Origin of the sequence: Bacillus sp. FSL M8-0063 (assembly GCF_038005545.1) — a bacterium.
In the GTDB taxonomy this organism is placed as follows: domain Bacteria; phylum Bacillota; class Bacilli; order Bacillales; family Bacillaceae_G; genus Bacillus_A; species Bacillus_A wiedmannii.
Map to the genome: position 1 here is coordinate 4,181,598 of NZ_JBBOTJ010000001.1, position 16,372 is coordinate 4,197,969.

Sequence of the window (16,372 nt, forward strand, 5' to 3'; positions counted from 1 at the left end):
ATAGTTAAAGTATGGAAAAAAATGATAATTTTATAATTCAATTACGTAAAGGTGTTTTTGATCTCGCTATTTTGTCTTTAATAAGTAAACAACCTATGTACGGATACGAAATTACAAGTGCCTTACAAAATATCCCTGTGTTTCATATCCCGAACGGTTCGATTTACCCTATATTAAATCGAATCACGAAGAACAATTGGGCTATTTCCTATTGGGAAGAGTCCGGTGATGGTCCAAAAAGAAAATACTATCAAATTACAGATGAAGGGAGAGAAATTTTACATAGTCGCTTACATGATTATGATGCAGTGTATCAAGCTCTAATGTTACTAGCTAAAGGGGAGGATAAAGAATGAACAAGGAACAATTCTTTTCAAATGAACTCATTGCTTCTTTCTTACAGGATTTCGACAAAGGTTTAATGAACTTACCTATCTCCGCAAGAGAACAACATGTGCTAGAAATCAAATCTGATTTATATGAAAATGCATTAAGTAAAGAAAGTGAAGGGATACCATTAGCAAGCATCCCTTCACAAGTGATTGAAGAATTTCTTCCTCCAAAAGAATTAGCACAGGAAATTGCCAGAGAATATACAGACGTTATTCAAGATGCACAGCAATCTACAAATACATTTATTAAATACTTTACAGGACTATCTGTTGCTCCACTCGTTGCTTTATCAGTACCTATCGCACTGGGCTTTATAAATATTTCAGCTAATTTACCATTTTTATTAGCCTTTATCACAAGCAACATTTGGTTCATCTATAGAGAAAACCATTGGAATACAAAGCAATTAAAATTTTTAAAAACAGTGATTTCATTTAGTACTAGCGTTTTAATCGCTCTTCCATTTGCATTTTTCGCGATTCGAATTATGATAACAAAACAATTCGATATGTTTTCATTCTATTATTTAATTGGATATGTACTTTTTAGTTTAATTTATATCGTTTTATTAAAACAACTCTACAAAAAGAATAAACAATATCAACATATCAACGCTTTTTAAAATATATCGAACACAACAAAAAAGACGCACAGCCACAGCTATGCGTCTTTTTTCTTACTTCTCTGCAACTTGAACTTCTTTTACGTAAGCTGCTTCGAATTTTTGGATGTCGCCTGCGCCCATGAAAATTAGAACGCCGTTTTTATGTTTCTTTAATACATCCGTTGTTGTATCTGTAATTAGTTCTGCACCGTCAATACGCTTTTGCAGATCTTCAATTGTTAATTCACCTTTGTTTTCGCGTGCTGATCCGAAAATATCACATAAGTATACTTGGTCAGCTTTGCTTAGACTTTCAGCGAACTCATCTAAGAATTTTTCTGTACGTGAGAATGTATGTGGCTGGAATACAGCGACAACTTCACGCTCTGGGTGTTTTTGACGAGCTGCTTCAATCGTTGCATTAATTTCTGTCGGATGGTGTGCGTAGTCATCGATAATAACTTGCTCTCCCATTGGCTTTTCATTAAAGCGACGTTTTACGCCTTCAAAAGTTGTTAGCTGATGCTTAACTGCTTCTACATCAACGTTTTCATAATGGCAAAGCGCGATTACTGCTAATGCATTTAATACGCTGTGATTGCCGTATCCTGTAATTTTGAACGTGTCATAGTACGTATTACGAACGAATACATCGAAAATAGTACCATCTGTTCTCTTTTGAATGTTACGTGCTTGGAAATCATTATCTTCTCCAAATCCATAGAAAATAACAGGTACTTTCGCTTGAATTTTTTGAAGTTCTTCATCATCTCCACATGCAATAATGCCTTTTTTCACTTGCAATGCCATCTCTTGGAATGCATTGAATACATCATTGATATCTGAGAAATAATCTGGATGATCAAAATCAATGTTTGTCATAATTGCATAGTCTGGATTGTAAGACAAGAAATGACGACGATACTCACAAGCTTCAAATACAAAATACTTACTATTTTCTACCCCATGCCCTGTTCCATCTCCAATAAGGTAAGATGTTGGGTGTGCACCTTGCATTACATGGGCTAACAAACCAGTTGTTGATGTTTTTCCATGTGCACCAGTTACAGCAACACTTGTGTATTGGTTCATAAGATCACCTAAGAAGTGATGGTAACGATGTACTGGGATGTTTAATTCTTTTGCTGCTACGATTTCTTCATGCGTATCAGGAAATGCATTTCCTGCAATAATCACTTGTCCTTCTTTTACATTATTTTTATCAAAAGGAAGGATCGAGATATTACGCTTTTCCAACGCTGTTTGTGTAAAGAAACGCTTTTCATAATCAGACCCTTGAACAGTATGCTTCATGTCATGAAGAATTTGAGCTAATGAACTCATTCCTGTTCCTTTAATTCCTACAAAATGGTAAACTGTCATCTTAAAGAACCTCCAACATTTCGAACTAATACAACGGCCTATCTATAAGACAGTATATGAATCTTTTCTTATTTTGGTAATCATCATACATTTTTGATGTAGTGAAGTTATTCTTCCCTTCACCTATCAGGATAAACTCGTACGTACTTCTTTTTTATGTCCATAACAAATCCATTATAGCAAAAAAGAAGCCGCTATACTATGATAACAGAAAAACTGATAGGGTCAATCACCTATCAGTTTTTCTCTCTTTTACATATCTTCTCTTTTTTCTAATTGAACACTCTCTAAACGTGGGTTTGGACGATATTTACGACCAGCTTTCGCTTCTGGTTTTCCATTTAATTCTACGTTATCACCAGTAAAGCCAATATTCATTTTTAATAAGCTACTTCCTACTCCGTATATATCAACAGGTACGTTTTGGGCTTCAAATTCACGAATACGCTTCTCATCAAATCCACCAGTTACAACGATGTCTACATGCTGGAATCCTTCTTCATCAAGTGCTTTACGAAGTGCGAATACAAGCGATGGGTTTACACCACGTGGATCGAATGTTCCAAGTACTTCTGGGTGGCGAATGAAGTATTGATCAATCATCGTGCGCGACGTATCTACACGTACACCTTTTAATGTTGATCCAAATTCACGCGCTACGCGAAGTGCATCTGTAATGACATCATTGTTGTAATCAATTAATACAACTAATTCATCTTCTGGGAATTTCTTATGATATGCTTTTGCCGCTTCCACAACATCACCATTAAACATTTGAATTAATGCGTGAGGCATTGTCCCCATACCACTTCTGCCCCACCATTCATTCATCGCATGCGTCGCTTGTGCGCTCATACCTCCGATGTATGCTGCATAACCGTCACCAGCTTGTTGCGTATAATGATCGTCACGATCTCCCATGAAAATAACTGGTTTTTCTTTATCTACACTACGTGCAGCTTGGACAACGTTATATACGTTTGTCGCAACTGATGTACGACGGGCTAAAATCCCATCAATGACACCTTCTAAAAATCCGAAATTTTCATAAGGACCATGAATTGTTAACACTGTTTCAAACGGACTAATATTATCGCCATCTTTTAAAGAGTTAATTTCAAGTTCCTCAGGATTTTTTGCGAATGTTTGTAGCAATGCAATCACTTCATCTGTTCCGCAAAGAACTGCATTTTCCTTTTGGAAAAATTGCATCGTCACAACACTTTTCGGGCGAAATTCTTCAATGATTTCTCTAGTCTTTAAAAAGTAAACGGCAGAGAACCAACCTTCTCCAACACGTTCGTCAAATTTAAATGTTCTATTTGTTAGTCTATTTATTTCACCTTTTAATTTTAATTCAATTTCTTTCATGTCGCTTTACTCCCTACTTTACTATCCAACATTTTCTATTAGTATACAGCAAAACCGTTGCCTATACATTTGTTTCCTGCATAGCAGCGAATTCATCCTCAGAAATAAGGACATCTCTCGGTTTCGTTCCTCTTCCTTCAGAAATAATCCCTTGCGATTCCATCTCTTCAATGAGACGTGCCGCGCGATTATAACCGATGCGGAATTTTCGCTGTACAGAAGATGTGGACGCTCCCCCTTGTTCTACAACAAATTGACATGCATCAAAGAACAATTCGTCTTCCGACTCAGCTTGTTCTGTTTTCGCTAATAAATCCTCTTGCTTAAATAAGTAGTTCGGCTTCATTTGCTTTCTCACATGATCAACTGTTTTCTCAATCTCATCATCCGATACATATACACCTTGTACACGAACCGGTTTAGACGTACCGTTTCCTAAGAATAACATATCACCACGACCAAGTAATTTCTCCGCGCCCCCAATATCGATAATCGTACGCGAATCAACTTGGGATGATACTGTAAACGCAATACGCGTTGGAATGTTTGATTTAATTAAACCTGTAATAACGTCTACAGATGGTCTCTGCGTCGCAACTAATAAGTGAATACCACAAGCACGAGCTTTTTGTGCAATACGACAAATCGCTTCCTCAACATCACCAGGAGCAACCATCATTAAGTCGGCTAACTCGTCAATGACAATAACGATATAAGGTAATGTCTCTCCTGGAATTTCTCGCCCACTTACAATCGTATTATAACGAGTTAAATCACGAGCACCCGCGTGCGCAAACAATTCATAACGACGCTCCATTTCTTCAACCGCCCACTTTAATGCAGCTGTCGCTGCTTTTACATCCGTAATAACAGGTGCTACAAGATGTGGAACAGAATTGTATGGTGCAAGCTCAACCATCTTCGGATCGATTAACATTAACTTCACTTCATGCGGTTTCGCTTTATATAAAATACTCGTTAAAATTGCGTTAATGCACACACTTTTACCAGAACCCGTTGCACCCGCAATAAGTCCATGTGGCATTTTTCGAATATCCGTTACAATTGGATCGCCTGAAATATCAAGTCCTAGCGCAACTGTAAGCGGTGATTCACTCTTTGTAAACACAGGACTTCGTAAAATTTCACGAAGGAATACTGGCTTACTTTCTTTATTTGGAACTTCGATTCCAATCGCACTCTTCCCTGGAATCGGTGCTTCAATACGAATATCTTTCGCTGCTAAACTCAGTTTAATATCATCACTTAAATTTGTAATTTTATTTACTTTCACACCTGGGTCTGGCTGCACTTCAAAACGAGTTACCGCTGGACCTTGCGATACGTTAATAACATGTGCACCAACGTGGAAATTATTAAATGTTGTATCTAATAATTCTTTCTGTTCATCCAACCATTCCGTATTATCTAACGCTGCCTGCTGCGGAATTGACAACAATGTTAATGGCGGAATTGCATATGTCGGTGGTGTTTGCAATACATTTCGCATATCGTTCTCTCTTTGATTTACAACATATGCTTTCTCTTGTACTTCCGTACTCGAAGTTGGCTTTTGTACTTGCTCTGCCACTACTTCCTGCATTGGTTTCTCTTCCACTTGTGGGTCCACTGCTACTTGTTGCACTGGTATTTCTTCTACTTGTTGTACAGGCTTATTCTCTACTCGTTCGCTCATAGAAGATTGCATTGCATTCGCTCTAGCCGCATGTCTTTCCATTAATCGCGTTCTGTCTTGTTTCAACATAACAACATTAAATGGTACATGACGCTTTTTCTCACGTTTTGGTTCTTCTTTTTGGACAATTGTTTGCTCTTCCGCAATCGGTGCTTCTTCTACAACCGGCTGCTCTTCTGCAATCGGCGCTTCTTCTATAACCAGCTGCTCCTCTGCAACTGGTGCTTCTTCTACAACTCGTTGCTCTTCTGCAATCGGTGCTTCTTCTACAACTCGTTGCTCTTCCGCAATCGGTGCTTCTTCTACAACTTGTTGTTCTTCTGCAATCGGTGCTTCTTCTACAACTCGTTGTTCTTCTGCAATCGGTGCTTCTTCTACAACTTGTTGTTCTTCTGCAATCGGTGCTTCTTCTACAACTCGTTGTTCTTCTGCAATTAAAACATTTGCAAAGCTTTGAACATCTTTTTTCGTTTGTTCATCAGCCTCAGCAACATGTATGAATTCATTCGTTTGTTCAATCGCTTCATTTAAAACCATTTCTTGCTGTGTTTCCTCAAGCGCTACAGGTTCTGCTTCTTCTGGCGCTTCTGCAATTACTTCCACTTCTTCTAGCTCTTCCGTTTCCGTAATTACTTCTACTTCTTCTAGCTCTTCTGCTTCTACAATTACTTCCACTTCTTCTGGCTCTTCCGTTTCCGTAATTACTTCTACTTCTTCTAGCTCTTCTGCTTCTGCAATTACTTCCACTTCTTCTAGCTCTTCTGCTTCCGCAATTACTTCCACTTCTTCTAGCTCTTCTGCTTCCGCAATTACTTCCACTTCTTCTGATTCTTCTGTTTCCGCAATTACTTCCACTTCTTCTAGCTCTTCTGCTTCCGCAATTACTTCCACTTCTTCTAGCTCTTCTGCTTCCGCAATTACTTCCACTTCTTCTGGTATTTCCACGATGATTGTTTCTTCAAGTTTTTCTTCTGCTTTGACAATCACTGATTCTTCTGGAGCTTGCTTTTCTACTTCAATAGTAGGTTGTTCTATTTCTGTATTACGTTTAGTTTCTTCTGATAATATTGTATCCTCGTGCTCTACTTTAGAATCTACTAATTCCGTTTGTAGAATGTTTTTGGCCTCTACATCACTTTCTTGCTTAGCATCTTCCATACGCCCAGCAATTGTTTGATAAGGTACTTCACCCGCTGGAACTTCCTGCTGTGCACTAATTTCTTGAACCACTTCTTTTTCTTCTACTATAGGCTCTTGGCGTTCAATTTCATAACCGTTTTTCTCTAGCCATTGATCGACAACTGACTTTTCTTCCTTTTTACTTTGTTGATCTCGCTGATCAACGCCTTCATGACTGGAAGAATTTGTTACTTGTCCTTGTGAGAAATCAGATAATGTATATCCTTTTTTCTCTAACCATGCATCAACGACTGATTTGCCCTCTACAGATATTTCAAGATCTTCTCTTTCCTTTTCTTCCTCCTGCTTTTCTACCTTTTTTTCTACAGAAGGACGATTATATCCGTAAATTGGCGAGATCATTTCTGTTGGACGAAATGGTCTACGGTTACTTTCTTGCGAAGGTGCAGATGCTTTCTTTACGACAGGCTCTCTCTCCGGTTCATATTGTACTTCCGGCTCTTCATATGTAGAAACTACCTTTTCCACATACTGTCGTCTACTTCTTTCCACTTTGACCCCTCTTTGAGTAGGCTGATTTTCATATGTTACAACTTGAACAGGTTGTTCTTCAAAATGCCCTGTTGCTATAACATCCTCTTCATCGAACCCATTATCCGGTACTAATGGAAAACGGCATTTACCTGCATTCCGACTTGCCATTTGTGCTTCTCTTGCTTCAGTGTAGTGGTTTACACGAGGGATCTTCGGCTGACTTTCGATTTGCTTTGGTACTTCTTTATTTATCGCTGTTTGTTCTTCCTCTTTGTTAAACAGCTTTTTCATCCAATCTAACATGCTTACCACTCTTTCTACTAAATAGTAACATCCTTTATTGTATCAGCATTCGGCAAAAAGTGCAGGTAAAATTAAGCATGTCATATTTATCCATAATATTCTAATTTACGAGTGTTTTCATATAGAAAAACGCAGCCTTACATGTAAGACTGCGTTTAAGCTTTGCTCTTCCGATATTCCTCTACACTATCCGTTACACTTTGCAATAAAGAATTTACATACTGTGGGTCAGATAATTTTTTATCTTCTTCAGGGTTTGACATAAACCCAAGTTCTAACAATACGCCAGGAACTTTTGCCCAATTAAATCCAGAAAGATCCTCCCTGAATTTAATTCCATTTACTTTCACCTGCTGATTCTCTCTCATTTTATTTACAATCGTTTGAGAGATTTGAAGACTTTCAGCATAAATCTCTTTCGTGTACGGACTTCCTTCTGCCGGCGTTAATACAGAAAATCCACTTTGATTCGGATTTTCAGAACCATCTGCATGAAGACGCAAAAACAAATTCGCCTTATGGTCATTCGCAAATGTCGCGCGTTCTTTATTACTTATATCCACATCTTGTGACGTTCTCGTCATTAATACTTGGATTCCCTTTGCTTCTAACTGTTCTTTTAATACGAAAGCCATTTCTAATACGAGAACAGCCTCTCTTTTTTTCGTCACAACACCAGTTGTACCATCTGTCACTTTATATTTTTGCGTCGTTGCTCCTGGCCCAATCGGCTCCAAATTTAAATTTGCTTTTTGTTGATGCCCTGGATCAATAACAACAAGAAACTTTCCTTGTTTTTCATTACTCTCTACTTTTTGTTCATTATTTTGCAGCGGTTGCTCAGTTGGCTGTACTGGCGTAGATTCCTGTTTCTTTTCCTCGGCCGGCACTTCCTCCTGCTTATGCTCCACTTGCTGATTTTTTTGAACTGCTTGCGGTTCTTTTTTCTTTTCTTGTTCTTCCTGCTGCTTTTCTACCGGTGCGTCTTCCTTGTTATCTTTGTTTGTTTCCTTCATAGAAGATGTTACTTCTTTTTTCGGCTCTTCTTGCGAACAGCCTCCCATATATATTCCAATGAATGCAATCATGCTCATTATTTTTATATACTTCATGTTTTTCTCCCGTCACTTTGCACCGGTCTCAAAGTTTTTCTTATAATTGTTTTATAATCTCATCCATATTTCCAATATGAACGGGTTGCCACGTTTCTGTACCACGCTCTGCAGTATAAACTAGATAAGCATCATCAGCTACATTTACAAAAACAGGATCCCCCATATCTGTTTCATATCCAATAACAATCCATTCTTCTTGCCATTTACCGTTTTCTTCACTTATTAATGAATGTTTATGTTTATCATATCGGTAACCGATTTGTCCTTTTTCTAATTCATTTTCGCTAAACACATATATTTCATAAGAACCTAGTTCGATATCTTGCTGTTTTGAAGTTTCAATTCGTTTCAGAAGTTCTGCAATTTTTAGTTGTTGTTTCATACGTCTATCCCCTTCTATTTTTCTAAATTTTAACTAGTTTGTCTATAAAATACAATATAGTTTTTGAGAAAAAAGGTGACATCCTTATAATATGAACGATTTTTTGAATATATCTGTCACAACTCGCAATATATCCACGATTCAACAGAAACGAGAGGCTGTCCAAAAGGACAACCTCTCTTTTCTTACATCAATTAAAATTTGAACTCTTGTCCAACTTCAAAGCTATCTTCTAATACAAGAATACCTTTTTCTTGTGGAGCATCTGGAAGCTCTAATTCACGTGCTGAGCAAATCATTCCAGAAGAAGGAACACCGCGAAGTTCAGCTGGTTTAATTAGCATACCACTTGGCATTACAGCGCCAATTTTTGCAACGACAACTTTTTGTCCTGCATCAACGTTCGGTGCGCCACATACGATTTGTAATGTTTCTGTACCGATTTCTACTTTACAAATGTTTAACTTATCAGCATTTGGATGCTTCTCTTTTTCAGCTACATAGCCTACAACAAATTTTGGAGAAAGATCTGCTTCTACTGTTTCTTCAAAGCCGTTCTTCGCTAAAATTCCATTGATTTTTTCTACAAATTCTTTCGTTAATGTTAGGTTACCTGTTTCTTTTACTTCTAAGTAAGAAGACGCATTAAAGATGTTGAACCCTGCTGTTACATTGCTTTCACGATCGTATACGCGTGCAACATCTCCTTTGCGATCAAAAGTACGGTTCTCTAAAGTAATATCTTGTAAGGCAACAATTAGAGTGTCACCAATTCCTTCAAGGTTGTAAAAAACGTTCACTTCGTTCATCCTTTCTCTTTTCCATCTGTCTTCTTCCGATTTTTCGCTAAAATAAAGATTGGTTCAAATTCCCCATCTTCATATACGAATGAAAGTGATGTAATCGGAACATGCCCTTCGGCAAAAAATTTCATTGTCATTTGTGCAATAATATCATAACCGATTTCGTTGACGATATCAGCAATAATTAATACATCTTGGTGAGGAACAGCAACAACCATGTCACCAGAAATCTTTTCACGCATCGATTGTAGTAACGATTCGTTTAAAATACGCGTCGCATCATACCCATCATTTGTGTTTAAAAAGTAGAATGTATTCCCTGCTACTGTTTCTTGTTTAAATTCATAACCTAATGAGCGAGCGTTGAATAATGCCATTTCACGCACTTGTTGCTCTGTAAGTTCTAATTTTTGTAATAGACGCTCATCAATGAGTCGATACGTTTTATTCGAATCTAATGCGTAGTAAATACGTGTTTCCGCCGTATGATCCGTCATAATAAACGGATTTCCTTCTTCTGCTTGTTTCGGGAAAGAAGTAGAGCGAATAACAGGTAAAATTTTCGCTGCGCTATTTTCTTCTTTATGCATCGCAATTAACGCTTCTTGTACGTAATAGGCAACCTCTTCAATTGCTTTTTCTTTATTCACTTCCCATTTTGCCACAACTCCTGGAAGCGATACGTTAATACCCTTTTTCGAGTCTTTCTGTTCTATACGTAGAACTTCTTTCTCGCTATCATACTGAAAGTCCCATTCTGGGCGAGAGAATTTCTTCATTAACTCATCTTTCATCTTTTTACTTGTCATCTTCATCTCTTTTTCCTCCCTTCCAAAAAAATAACCTCCCCCGCGAAGGTAGAGGTTGTTTTACAATTCAATTGGCAAATTGCCTTATTTTAAACCTTCAATAAACTCTTCGATTTGTTCTTGTGTTTTACGATCTTTGTTTACATAGCGACCTGTTTCTTCACCCTTATTGTACGCTACAAAGCTCGGAATGCCAAATACGTCTAATTTTACACATAGATCAATAAACTCATCACGATCTACATAGTAAAATGAGAAATCACTATATTTTTCTTCTACTTCTGGCATAAATGGATCTACAAAACGGCAGTCTGGGCACCATTCTGCTGAGAACATAAAGACTACATTCTCTTCATTTTTCAATTGTTGGAATTGCTCCATGCTTTCTAATGATTTCATCTATATTTCCTCCTCTAACGAGTGCTTTTTTTCATGTTATAATCTTTCTTTTATACTACCATACATCGCGTATGGTGCAAGGTTTATGCTTGCTTTTCATCATACTTATATTGCCCAACAAGTAACTTAACAACGTGTACAAATAATTCCGTGCGGTCGACATAATCATCTGTAAAAATACCGATCGCACCTTCGTGACTACGAATATCTTTTCTCTGTACAAACTCTTCCATCACTTCACTTAACTCCTTGCCCTCTTCAAGAGGTGCTAAAAAATCATCTGGTAACGTAATACGTGCACCGCCTGCAACGAATATTTTACCGGCACTTGTTGCTAGCGCGCCCCAGTTACACATAAATAAACCATGCTCCGTTTTCATTATGCCGCCTTCTAATCCAATACCAATTTGAGCTTCTCCTTCTTGTAGCGCTCGCTTCGCTCTATTAACCGCTCCTTGCATCGTCTCTTCATCTGTAAACGGCTGGTTTGCTACCCCTGAAGGAACAGAAAGAGATGTAATTGTAGCATCTTTCCAAACCTTCTCCACAGCACCAACTTTCGTTTTATTCTTCGATCCAACTACTACTTTCATTTCGTTCACCTCTATATACATTCATCATCTTACCTTAATCAAATTACTCTTTATACATGGGAGCACGGCCACCACTCATCGATAGGGTATCTCTCCCACCTAAAAAAAGAAAGGCTCTTCAGCCCTTCTTCTCTACGCGTTATTCTTAATTGTCTCTAACGTCGTTTTATCCGTTGCTCTTACAAGCTTCGTAATAAGTTCTTTTGCTGCCGCATAATCATCAACATGTAAAATAGAAGCATGTGTATGAATGTAACGTGCGCAAACACCAATTACTGCTGATGGGATACCTGAGTTACTTGTATGTACACGGCCCGCATCTGTACCACCTTGTGAAATAAAGTATTGGTACGGAATGTTGTGTGTTTCTGCTGTATCTAAAATGAATTCGCGCATTCCTCTATGCGTTACCATCGTACGATCATAAATACGAAGAAGAGCACCTTTTCCTAATTGACCGAACTGTGTTTTATCACCAGATGCATCGTTTGCTGGACTTGCATCAAGCGCATAGAAAATGTCTGGTTGAATCATATTTGCAGCAGTTTGTGCACCGCGAAGACCAACTTCTTCTTGTACAGTCGCACCAGAGTATAATGTGTTTGGTAATGTTTCGTCTTTTAATTCTTTTAATAATTCGATTGCAAGGCCACATCCGTAACGGTTGTCCCAAGCTTTCGCCATAATTTTCTTTTCATTTGCCATCGGCGTAAACGGACAGATTGGCACGATTTGTTGTCCTGGTTTTACACCAATCTCAATCGCATCTTCGTAGCTATCTGCACCTATATCAATTAACATATTTTTTATATCCATCGGTTTTGCACGTTGCGCGTCACTTAATAAATGAGGAGGAATAGAACCAACAACCCCAATAACAGGACCATTCTTCGTCATAACTTGTACACGTTGCGCTAATAACACTTGACTCCACCAGCCGCCTAACGTTTGAAAACGAAGCATCCCGTTTTTCGTAATTTGCGTAACCATGAAACCTACTTCATCCATATGACCAGCTACAAGAACACGTGGGCCAGTTTCGTCCCCTTTTTTCAGACCAAATACGCTACCTAAACCGTCTTGCACAATTTCATCCGCATATTTGCTTAATTCTTGCTTCATAAAACGGCGTACATCATGTTCGAATCCTGATGCACCTTGTAATTCTGTTAACGTACGAAATAAATGTAATGTCTCTTTATTCACGAAGTCCCCTTCTTTCAAACCTTAGTAGAATACCTCTTTTATTGTAACGAAATTTTCGAAATGTTTCTAGTTTCTTCTTTTTTAGCTGTATTTGATTTATAATTATTATTGGTACACTATTTTTATTTTATAGAATTGAGGTGAATATATGAGCTGGAAAGGTTTAGTTGCAGGTCTTGGCGTTGGTTTCGCAGCTGGTTATCTTGTTGCAAACAAAGTACAAGAACAATCCCATATTTCTTCAGAAAAAGCATTGAAAATGGTGAAACAAGCATTAAGTCATAAAGGTGAAATTACTGGCTCTTGGGTACATATGGTTCCAGAGACATTTGAAAAATATGATGTCGCATACGAAGTTTATCGTGGCGGTCTTACAACGATGTTAGATGATATACAAGAACGATTTGAATTTTTAGTTGATGCTAAAACAGGTACTGTTTTAGAGGTTATAGCAGCATAAAAAGGAGGGTTCCCATTAGGTGAACCTCTTATTTTTTAATTGTGGATAGTAATTGAAATTATATCGGCGATTTTCCGAATATATCGACTTACCGACAAAAAACGAAAAGGAGACTGCTCCAACAGACTGCTGGAACAACCTCCCCTTTTTTATGCTTCTACACTCGTTTTCCGCTCTATTTTTTCTACAATATGCCCTTCCTCATTCCATTTTACTGCACGGTAATATGCGTCATGATAAAACGTAAACCAAGCATCGTTTTCAGCGCCGTACTTCATCCACTTTTGCTTATTTTCAATCGATGTCATCGGATAATCGTCGTAGGCCATCACCCATAGTACATTTTGATGTGCGTGCGTCGGCAATAGGTCTGCTAAATGAAGCATCGTTTCACCTTTGCTTTCTAAAGCAATAACTGCATGTCCATCACTATGACCACCTGTATGCGCCATTTTTATTTCATCCGTAATTTCTATTTCTTGCTGGAATGTAACAACTTGATCTACAATCGGCTCCCAATTTTCCTTCCAATATGTATTGCGCGACCTGATATTTGGGTTCCTCATTTCATTCCATTCTGTTTCGCTTACATACACTTTTGCATTCGGAAACGATGGTACAAGGTGATCACCTTCCCATTTCGTTAAACCAGATGCATGATCAAAATGCAGGTGTGTCATTAAGACGTACTGAATATCTTCAGGTTTTAAATCTAGTTTTTCTAATGATTTATAAACCGATGACTCTTCTGTTACACCTTGATTTCGCTTCATCTTCTCATTCAATTTACCATTCCCTATTCCGGAATCAATGAGCATATTACCGTCTTTCGTTTGCAAAAGTAACGGATCTGTTCGTAAATAAATATGATTTGTATCATTATGTTTATATTTACGTGACCAAAGTACTTTCGGTACAACACCAAACATTGCTCCTCCATCTAAATGTGTGTTCCCGCCTTTTAACCACGTCACTTTTATATCTCCAATTTGTAACTGTTCCATTTTTCATCCCCCTTTCCTTTCAATATTAACATAAAATTCCGATTATTTTAGTTACAAAAAACCTATGCATTACTGCATAGGCTCTGTGCGATATTTTGCTTCAACTCGGTAAATACGATGACCTTTACTTGAGAATTTCTCTTCGTATTCTGTCATAATGTTTCCTTCATAATCACTATTATGAAGATCTAGGCTCAGGTAAGTTAATAACATACCATACTCAGCCATACTCATTAGAGAGTATTCAAATAAACCTTGATTATCTGTTTTGAAATGAATTTCTCCGCATTCTACTAACACTTCTTCATAATTGCGTAAAAACGTTTTATACGTTAAACGACGCTTCGTATGGCGTTTCTTTGGCCATGGATCTGAGAAGTTTAAATAAACGCGATCAATCTCACCTTTTGCAAAGAAAACTGTTAAATCTTCAGCATCTTTATTAATTAACTTTAAGTTCGGTACTTCTTCTTCAATTAATTTATCAAGTGCATCTACAACAACACTTGTGAATTTTTCAATTCCAATATAATTAATATGTGGGTTTGCTTTTGCCATATCATACATAAAGCGGCCACGACCTGTACCTACTTCAATATGAATTGGTTGTTCATTTCCAAATACTTCTTTCCAGTTACCAGCGCGCTCCTCTGGGTTTCCGATTACGATATGTGAATACTCATTAATTCGATCCATTGCATATGGTTTATGTCTTAAACGCATAGATGTCTCCCTCTCTTTACATAGCTATTTTAAAGGAATAATTCCTTCTCTCTGTTTTAATCAATCTCCCAAACAAAAAACCAAGTACGTACGAGCACTCGGTCCGTTTCTTTCAAGTATAAGATGTACCATTTTGATAAAAACTACATACAGCATTAAACATTCCATGACGAAACAGCTTTTTCTCGTACATTTGAAGAGAAAAACAATCGAAAGGATGATCCGTTCATGCCAATTAATCAACAACATCAATTAGAAGTGCTGAAAGATATTTTAGTCAATCACCAAAGTGATTGTTGCGGGACAGTTTCTGAATGCGAGCAATTAGAGCGTCTCATTCAATCGTTACTCGCAAACGATAGTATAAGTAGTGACGCTAAAGCAATGCTAAACGATGTATATTCTTATAGTCAATCGGGTAAATCTTCCTCTAATTTGGACAACCACATTTCCAATAATCAAGAACAACTTACTCAGTGGATTGCTGGAATGGACAATTTTTCTTAAGTATTACTCTGAAGCAAGTAGTTGCTGTAAATATTGATGCCAATATTCAGCTTCTGCTTGCTGTTTTTTTGTTGTGTGCCATTGCATAGACAAAATCGTTTGTGCTATTACATACCATCTCATACGCCTAAGCAGCGATTCATCCATTTCAACATCATAATATTCGAGCCACTCGCTCCATTCGTGGCGCGGAATGTACCAATATAATAACATACCGAGGTCTAGAGCTGGGTCAGCAATTACAGCTCCATCCCAATCAATTAAAAACAACTCATCTTCATCCGACAATAGCCAGTTGTTATGGTTCACATCACAATGGCATACAACGAATTCATTGTATTCAATATCTTTTAATGAATCCATTAAATATTGAAGGCCTTGCTGAATTGTTTCATCATCCCTTATATCTCCTCTTAAAACAAGTTGCAGTTGTTGTAATAACTCTTGTGCGTGAAGCGGCTGCTTCCCAAGTCTTTGAATCATCTGTACAAGTGCTTTAGAGGAGTGTATTTTCTTCAAAAGTTTCGCAACACGTTCTAGTTTCATATCCTCTGGCTCTAGCTTCTGTCCCGGAAGCCATTTTTGAGCAGAAATTACATCACCGTTCGTTACCCTTCTTGTCCAAAGTAATTTTGGAACAATTCCTTCTGCTGACAATACCGCTAAAAAGGGCGATGTATTCCGCTTTAAAAATAACTTCTGTTCTCCGTTTTGCGCAATATACGCATCGCCCGTTACTCCACCAGCCGGTACAAGACTCCACTCTTTTCCTAATAATTGTTCCAACCATTCCATATTCATTACCCGTTAACAAATCCTTATCTTTTATAGTTATGAAAAGAAAAACCGCAACATTTCTACACATGTTGTGGATTCATATATTTTACTGTAAATGAAAAGAAAACTTGGCATAAGCCAAAAACTCTCTATTTTATTTTACAAAACCA

At 37.7% G+C, this 16,372-nt stretch carries 17 protein-coding genes; 4 read left to right on the forward strand and 13 right to left on the reverse strand.

The genetic code is table 11. From position 1 onward, the window contains the following. Positions 1 to 11 precede the first annotated feature (11 nt). Positions 12 to 356 carry a PadR family transcriptional regulator gene (locus tag MKX31_RS21360; RefSeq protein WP_064474551.1) on the forward strand — a complete coding sequence of 115 codons (345 nt, stop codon included), beginning with the start codon at positions 12 to 14 and terminating at the stop codon, positions 354 to 356. Further along, positions 353 to 1,015 (forward strand): hypothetical protein, encoded by a 663-nt coding sequence (locus tag MKX31_RS21365; RefSeq protein WP_098101992.1) that lies wholly within the window; start codon positions 353 to 355, stop codon positions 1,013 to 1,015. The genes MKX31_RS21360 and MKX31_RS21365 overlap by 4 nt, the downstream gene beginning before the upstream one ends. A 54-nt stretch (positions 1,016 to 1,069) precedes the next feature. On the opposite strand, the gene murC is transcribed toward MKX31_RS21365, so the two are convergent. From murC to MKX31_RS21415, 10 genes are all read right to left on the reverse strand, one after another. Further along, positions 1,070 to 2,380, reverse strand: coding sequence for a UDP-N-acetylmuramate--L-alanine ligase (gene murC / locus MKX31_RS21370; RefSeq protein WP_000219461.1), 1,311 nt, complete (start codon positions 2,378 to 2,380; stop codon positions 1,070 to 1,072). 252 nt (positions 2,381 to 2,632) lie between these two features. Beyond that, positions 2,633 to 3,751, reverse strand: coding sequence for a nicotinate phosphoribosyltransferase (locus MKX31_RS21375; protein WP_000658382.1), 1,119 nt, complete (start codon positions 3,749 to 3,751; stop codon positions 2,633 to 2,635). Positions 3,752 to 3,812: 61 nt separating this feature from the next. Next, entirely contained in the window at positions 3,813 to 7,424 is a 3,612-nt protein-coding gene (locus MKX31_RS21380; protein ID WP_340981490.1) for a DNA translocase FtsK, read from the reverse strand. A gap of 155 nt (positions 7,425 to 7,579) precedes the next feature. Then, on the reverse strand, positions 7,580 to 8,536 hold the full coding sequence (locus tag MKX31_RS21385) for an N-acetylmuramoyl-L-alanine amidase (RefSeq protein ID WP_098101996.1): 957 nt from the start codon (positions 8,534 to 8,536) through the stop codon (positions 7,580 to 7,582). Positions 8,537 to 8,576: 40 nt separating this feature from the next. Next, a complete protein-coding gene (locus MKX31_RS21390) occupies positions 8,577 to 8,921 on the reverse strand; it encodes a hypothetical protein (protein WP_064474546.1) in 345 nt (114 codons plus the stop codon). 194 nt (positions 8,922 to 9,115) lie between these two features. Next, positions 9,116 to 9,730: a YtpR family tRNA-binding protein gene (ytpR, locus tag MKX31_RS21395; protein WP_001006767.1), complete on the reverse strand. Its 615-nt coding sequence runs from the start codon at positions 9,728 to 9,730 to the stop codon at positions 9,116 to 9,118. Beyond that, entirely contained in the window at positions 9,727 to 10,539 is an 813-nt protein-coding gene (locus MKX31_RS21400; protein WP_340981491.1) for a DUF1444 domain-containing protein, read from the reverse strand. The genes ytpR and MKX31_RS21400 overlap by 4 nt, the downstream gene beginning before the upstream one ends. A gap of 78 nt (positions 10,540 to 10,617) precedes the next feature. Beyond that, positions 10,618 to 10,932, reverse strand: coding sequence for a thioredoxin family protein (locus tag MKX31_RS21405; RefSeq protein ID WP_000838193.1), 315 nt, complete (start codon positions 10,930 to 10,932; stop codon positions 10,618 to 10,620). Between the two features lie 83 nt (positions 10,933 to 11,015). Further along, on the reverse strand, positions 11,016 to 11,525 hold the full coding sequence (locus tag MKX31_RS21410) for a DUF84 family protein (RefSeq protein ID WP_098101727.1): 510 nt from the start codon (positions 11,523 to 11,525) through the stop codon (positions 11,016 to 11,018). A 132-nt stretch (positions 11,526 to 11,657) separates the two neighbouring features. Further along, positions 11,658 to 12,731, reverse strand: a complete 1,074-nt coding sequence (locus tag MKX31_RS21415; RefSeq protein WP_064475080.1) for a M42 family metallopeptidase — start codon at positions 12,729 to 12,731, stop codon at positions 11,658 to 11,660. 148 nt (positions 12,732 to 12,879) lie between these two features. Here MKX31_RS21415 and MKX31_RS21420 point away from each other — a divergent pair, with 148 nt between their 5' ends. Further along, positions 12,880 to 13,191 (forward strand): PepSY domain-containing protein, encoded by a 312-nt coding sequence (locus MKX31_RS21420; RefSeq protein ID WP_000118541.1) that lies wholly within the window; start codon positions 12,880 to 12,882, stop codon positions 13,189 to 13,191. A gap of 149 nt (positions 13,192 to 13,340) precedes the next feature. Here the strand turns inward: MKX31_RS21420 and MKX31_RS21425 are convergent, their stop codons facing one another. Together MKX31_RS21425 and trmB are read right to left on the reverse strand one after the other, a co-directional pair. Continuing rightward, positions 13,341 to 14,195 (reverse strand): YtnP family quorum-quenching lactonase, encoded by an 855-nt coding sequence (locus tag MKX31_RS21425; RefSeq protein WP_064474542.1) that lies wholly within the window; start codon positions 14,193 to 14,195, stop codon positions 13,341 to 13,343. Positions 14,196 to 14,264: 69 nt separating this feature from the next. Further along, positions 14,265 to 14,918 (reverse strand): tRNA (guanosine(46)-N7)-methyltransferase TrmB, encoded by a 654-nt coding sequence (trmB, locus tag MKX31_RS21430; RefSeq protein WP_340981492.1) that lies wholly within the window; start codon positions 14,916 to 14,918, stop codon positions 14,265 to 14,267. A gap of 228 nt (positions 14,919 to 15,146) precedes the next feature. Between trmB and MKX31_RS21435 the strand changes: the two genes are divergently transcribed. Next, on the forward strand, positions 15,147 to 15,425 hold the full coding sequence (locus MKX31_RS21435) for a YtzH-like family protein (RefSeq protein WP_001122236.1): 279 nt from the start codon (positions 15,147 to 15,149) through the stop codon (positions 15,423 to 15,425). A gap of 3 nt (positions 15,426 to 15,428) precedes the next feature. Here the strand turns inward: MKX31_RS21435 and MKX31_RS21440 are convergent, their stop codons facing one another. Continuing rightward, the gene (locus MKX31_RS21440) at positions 15,429 to 16,226 is read right to left on the reverse strand and encodes a phosphotransferase family protein (RefSeq protein WP_098101729.1); all 798 of its coding nucleotides are present in this window, start codon (positions 16,224 to 16,226) and stop codon (positions 15,429 to 15,431) included. Positions 16,227 to 16,372: the final 146 nt, after the last annotated feature.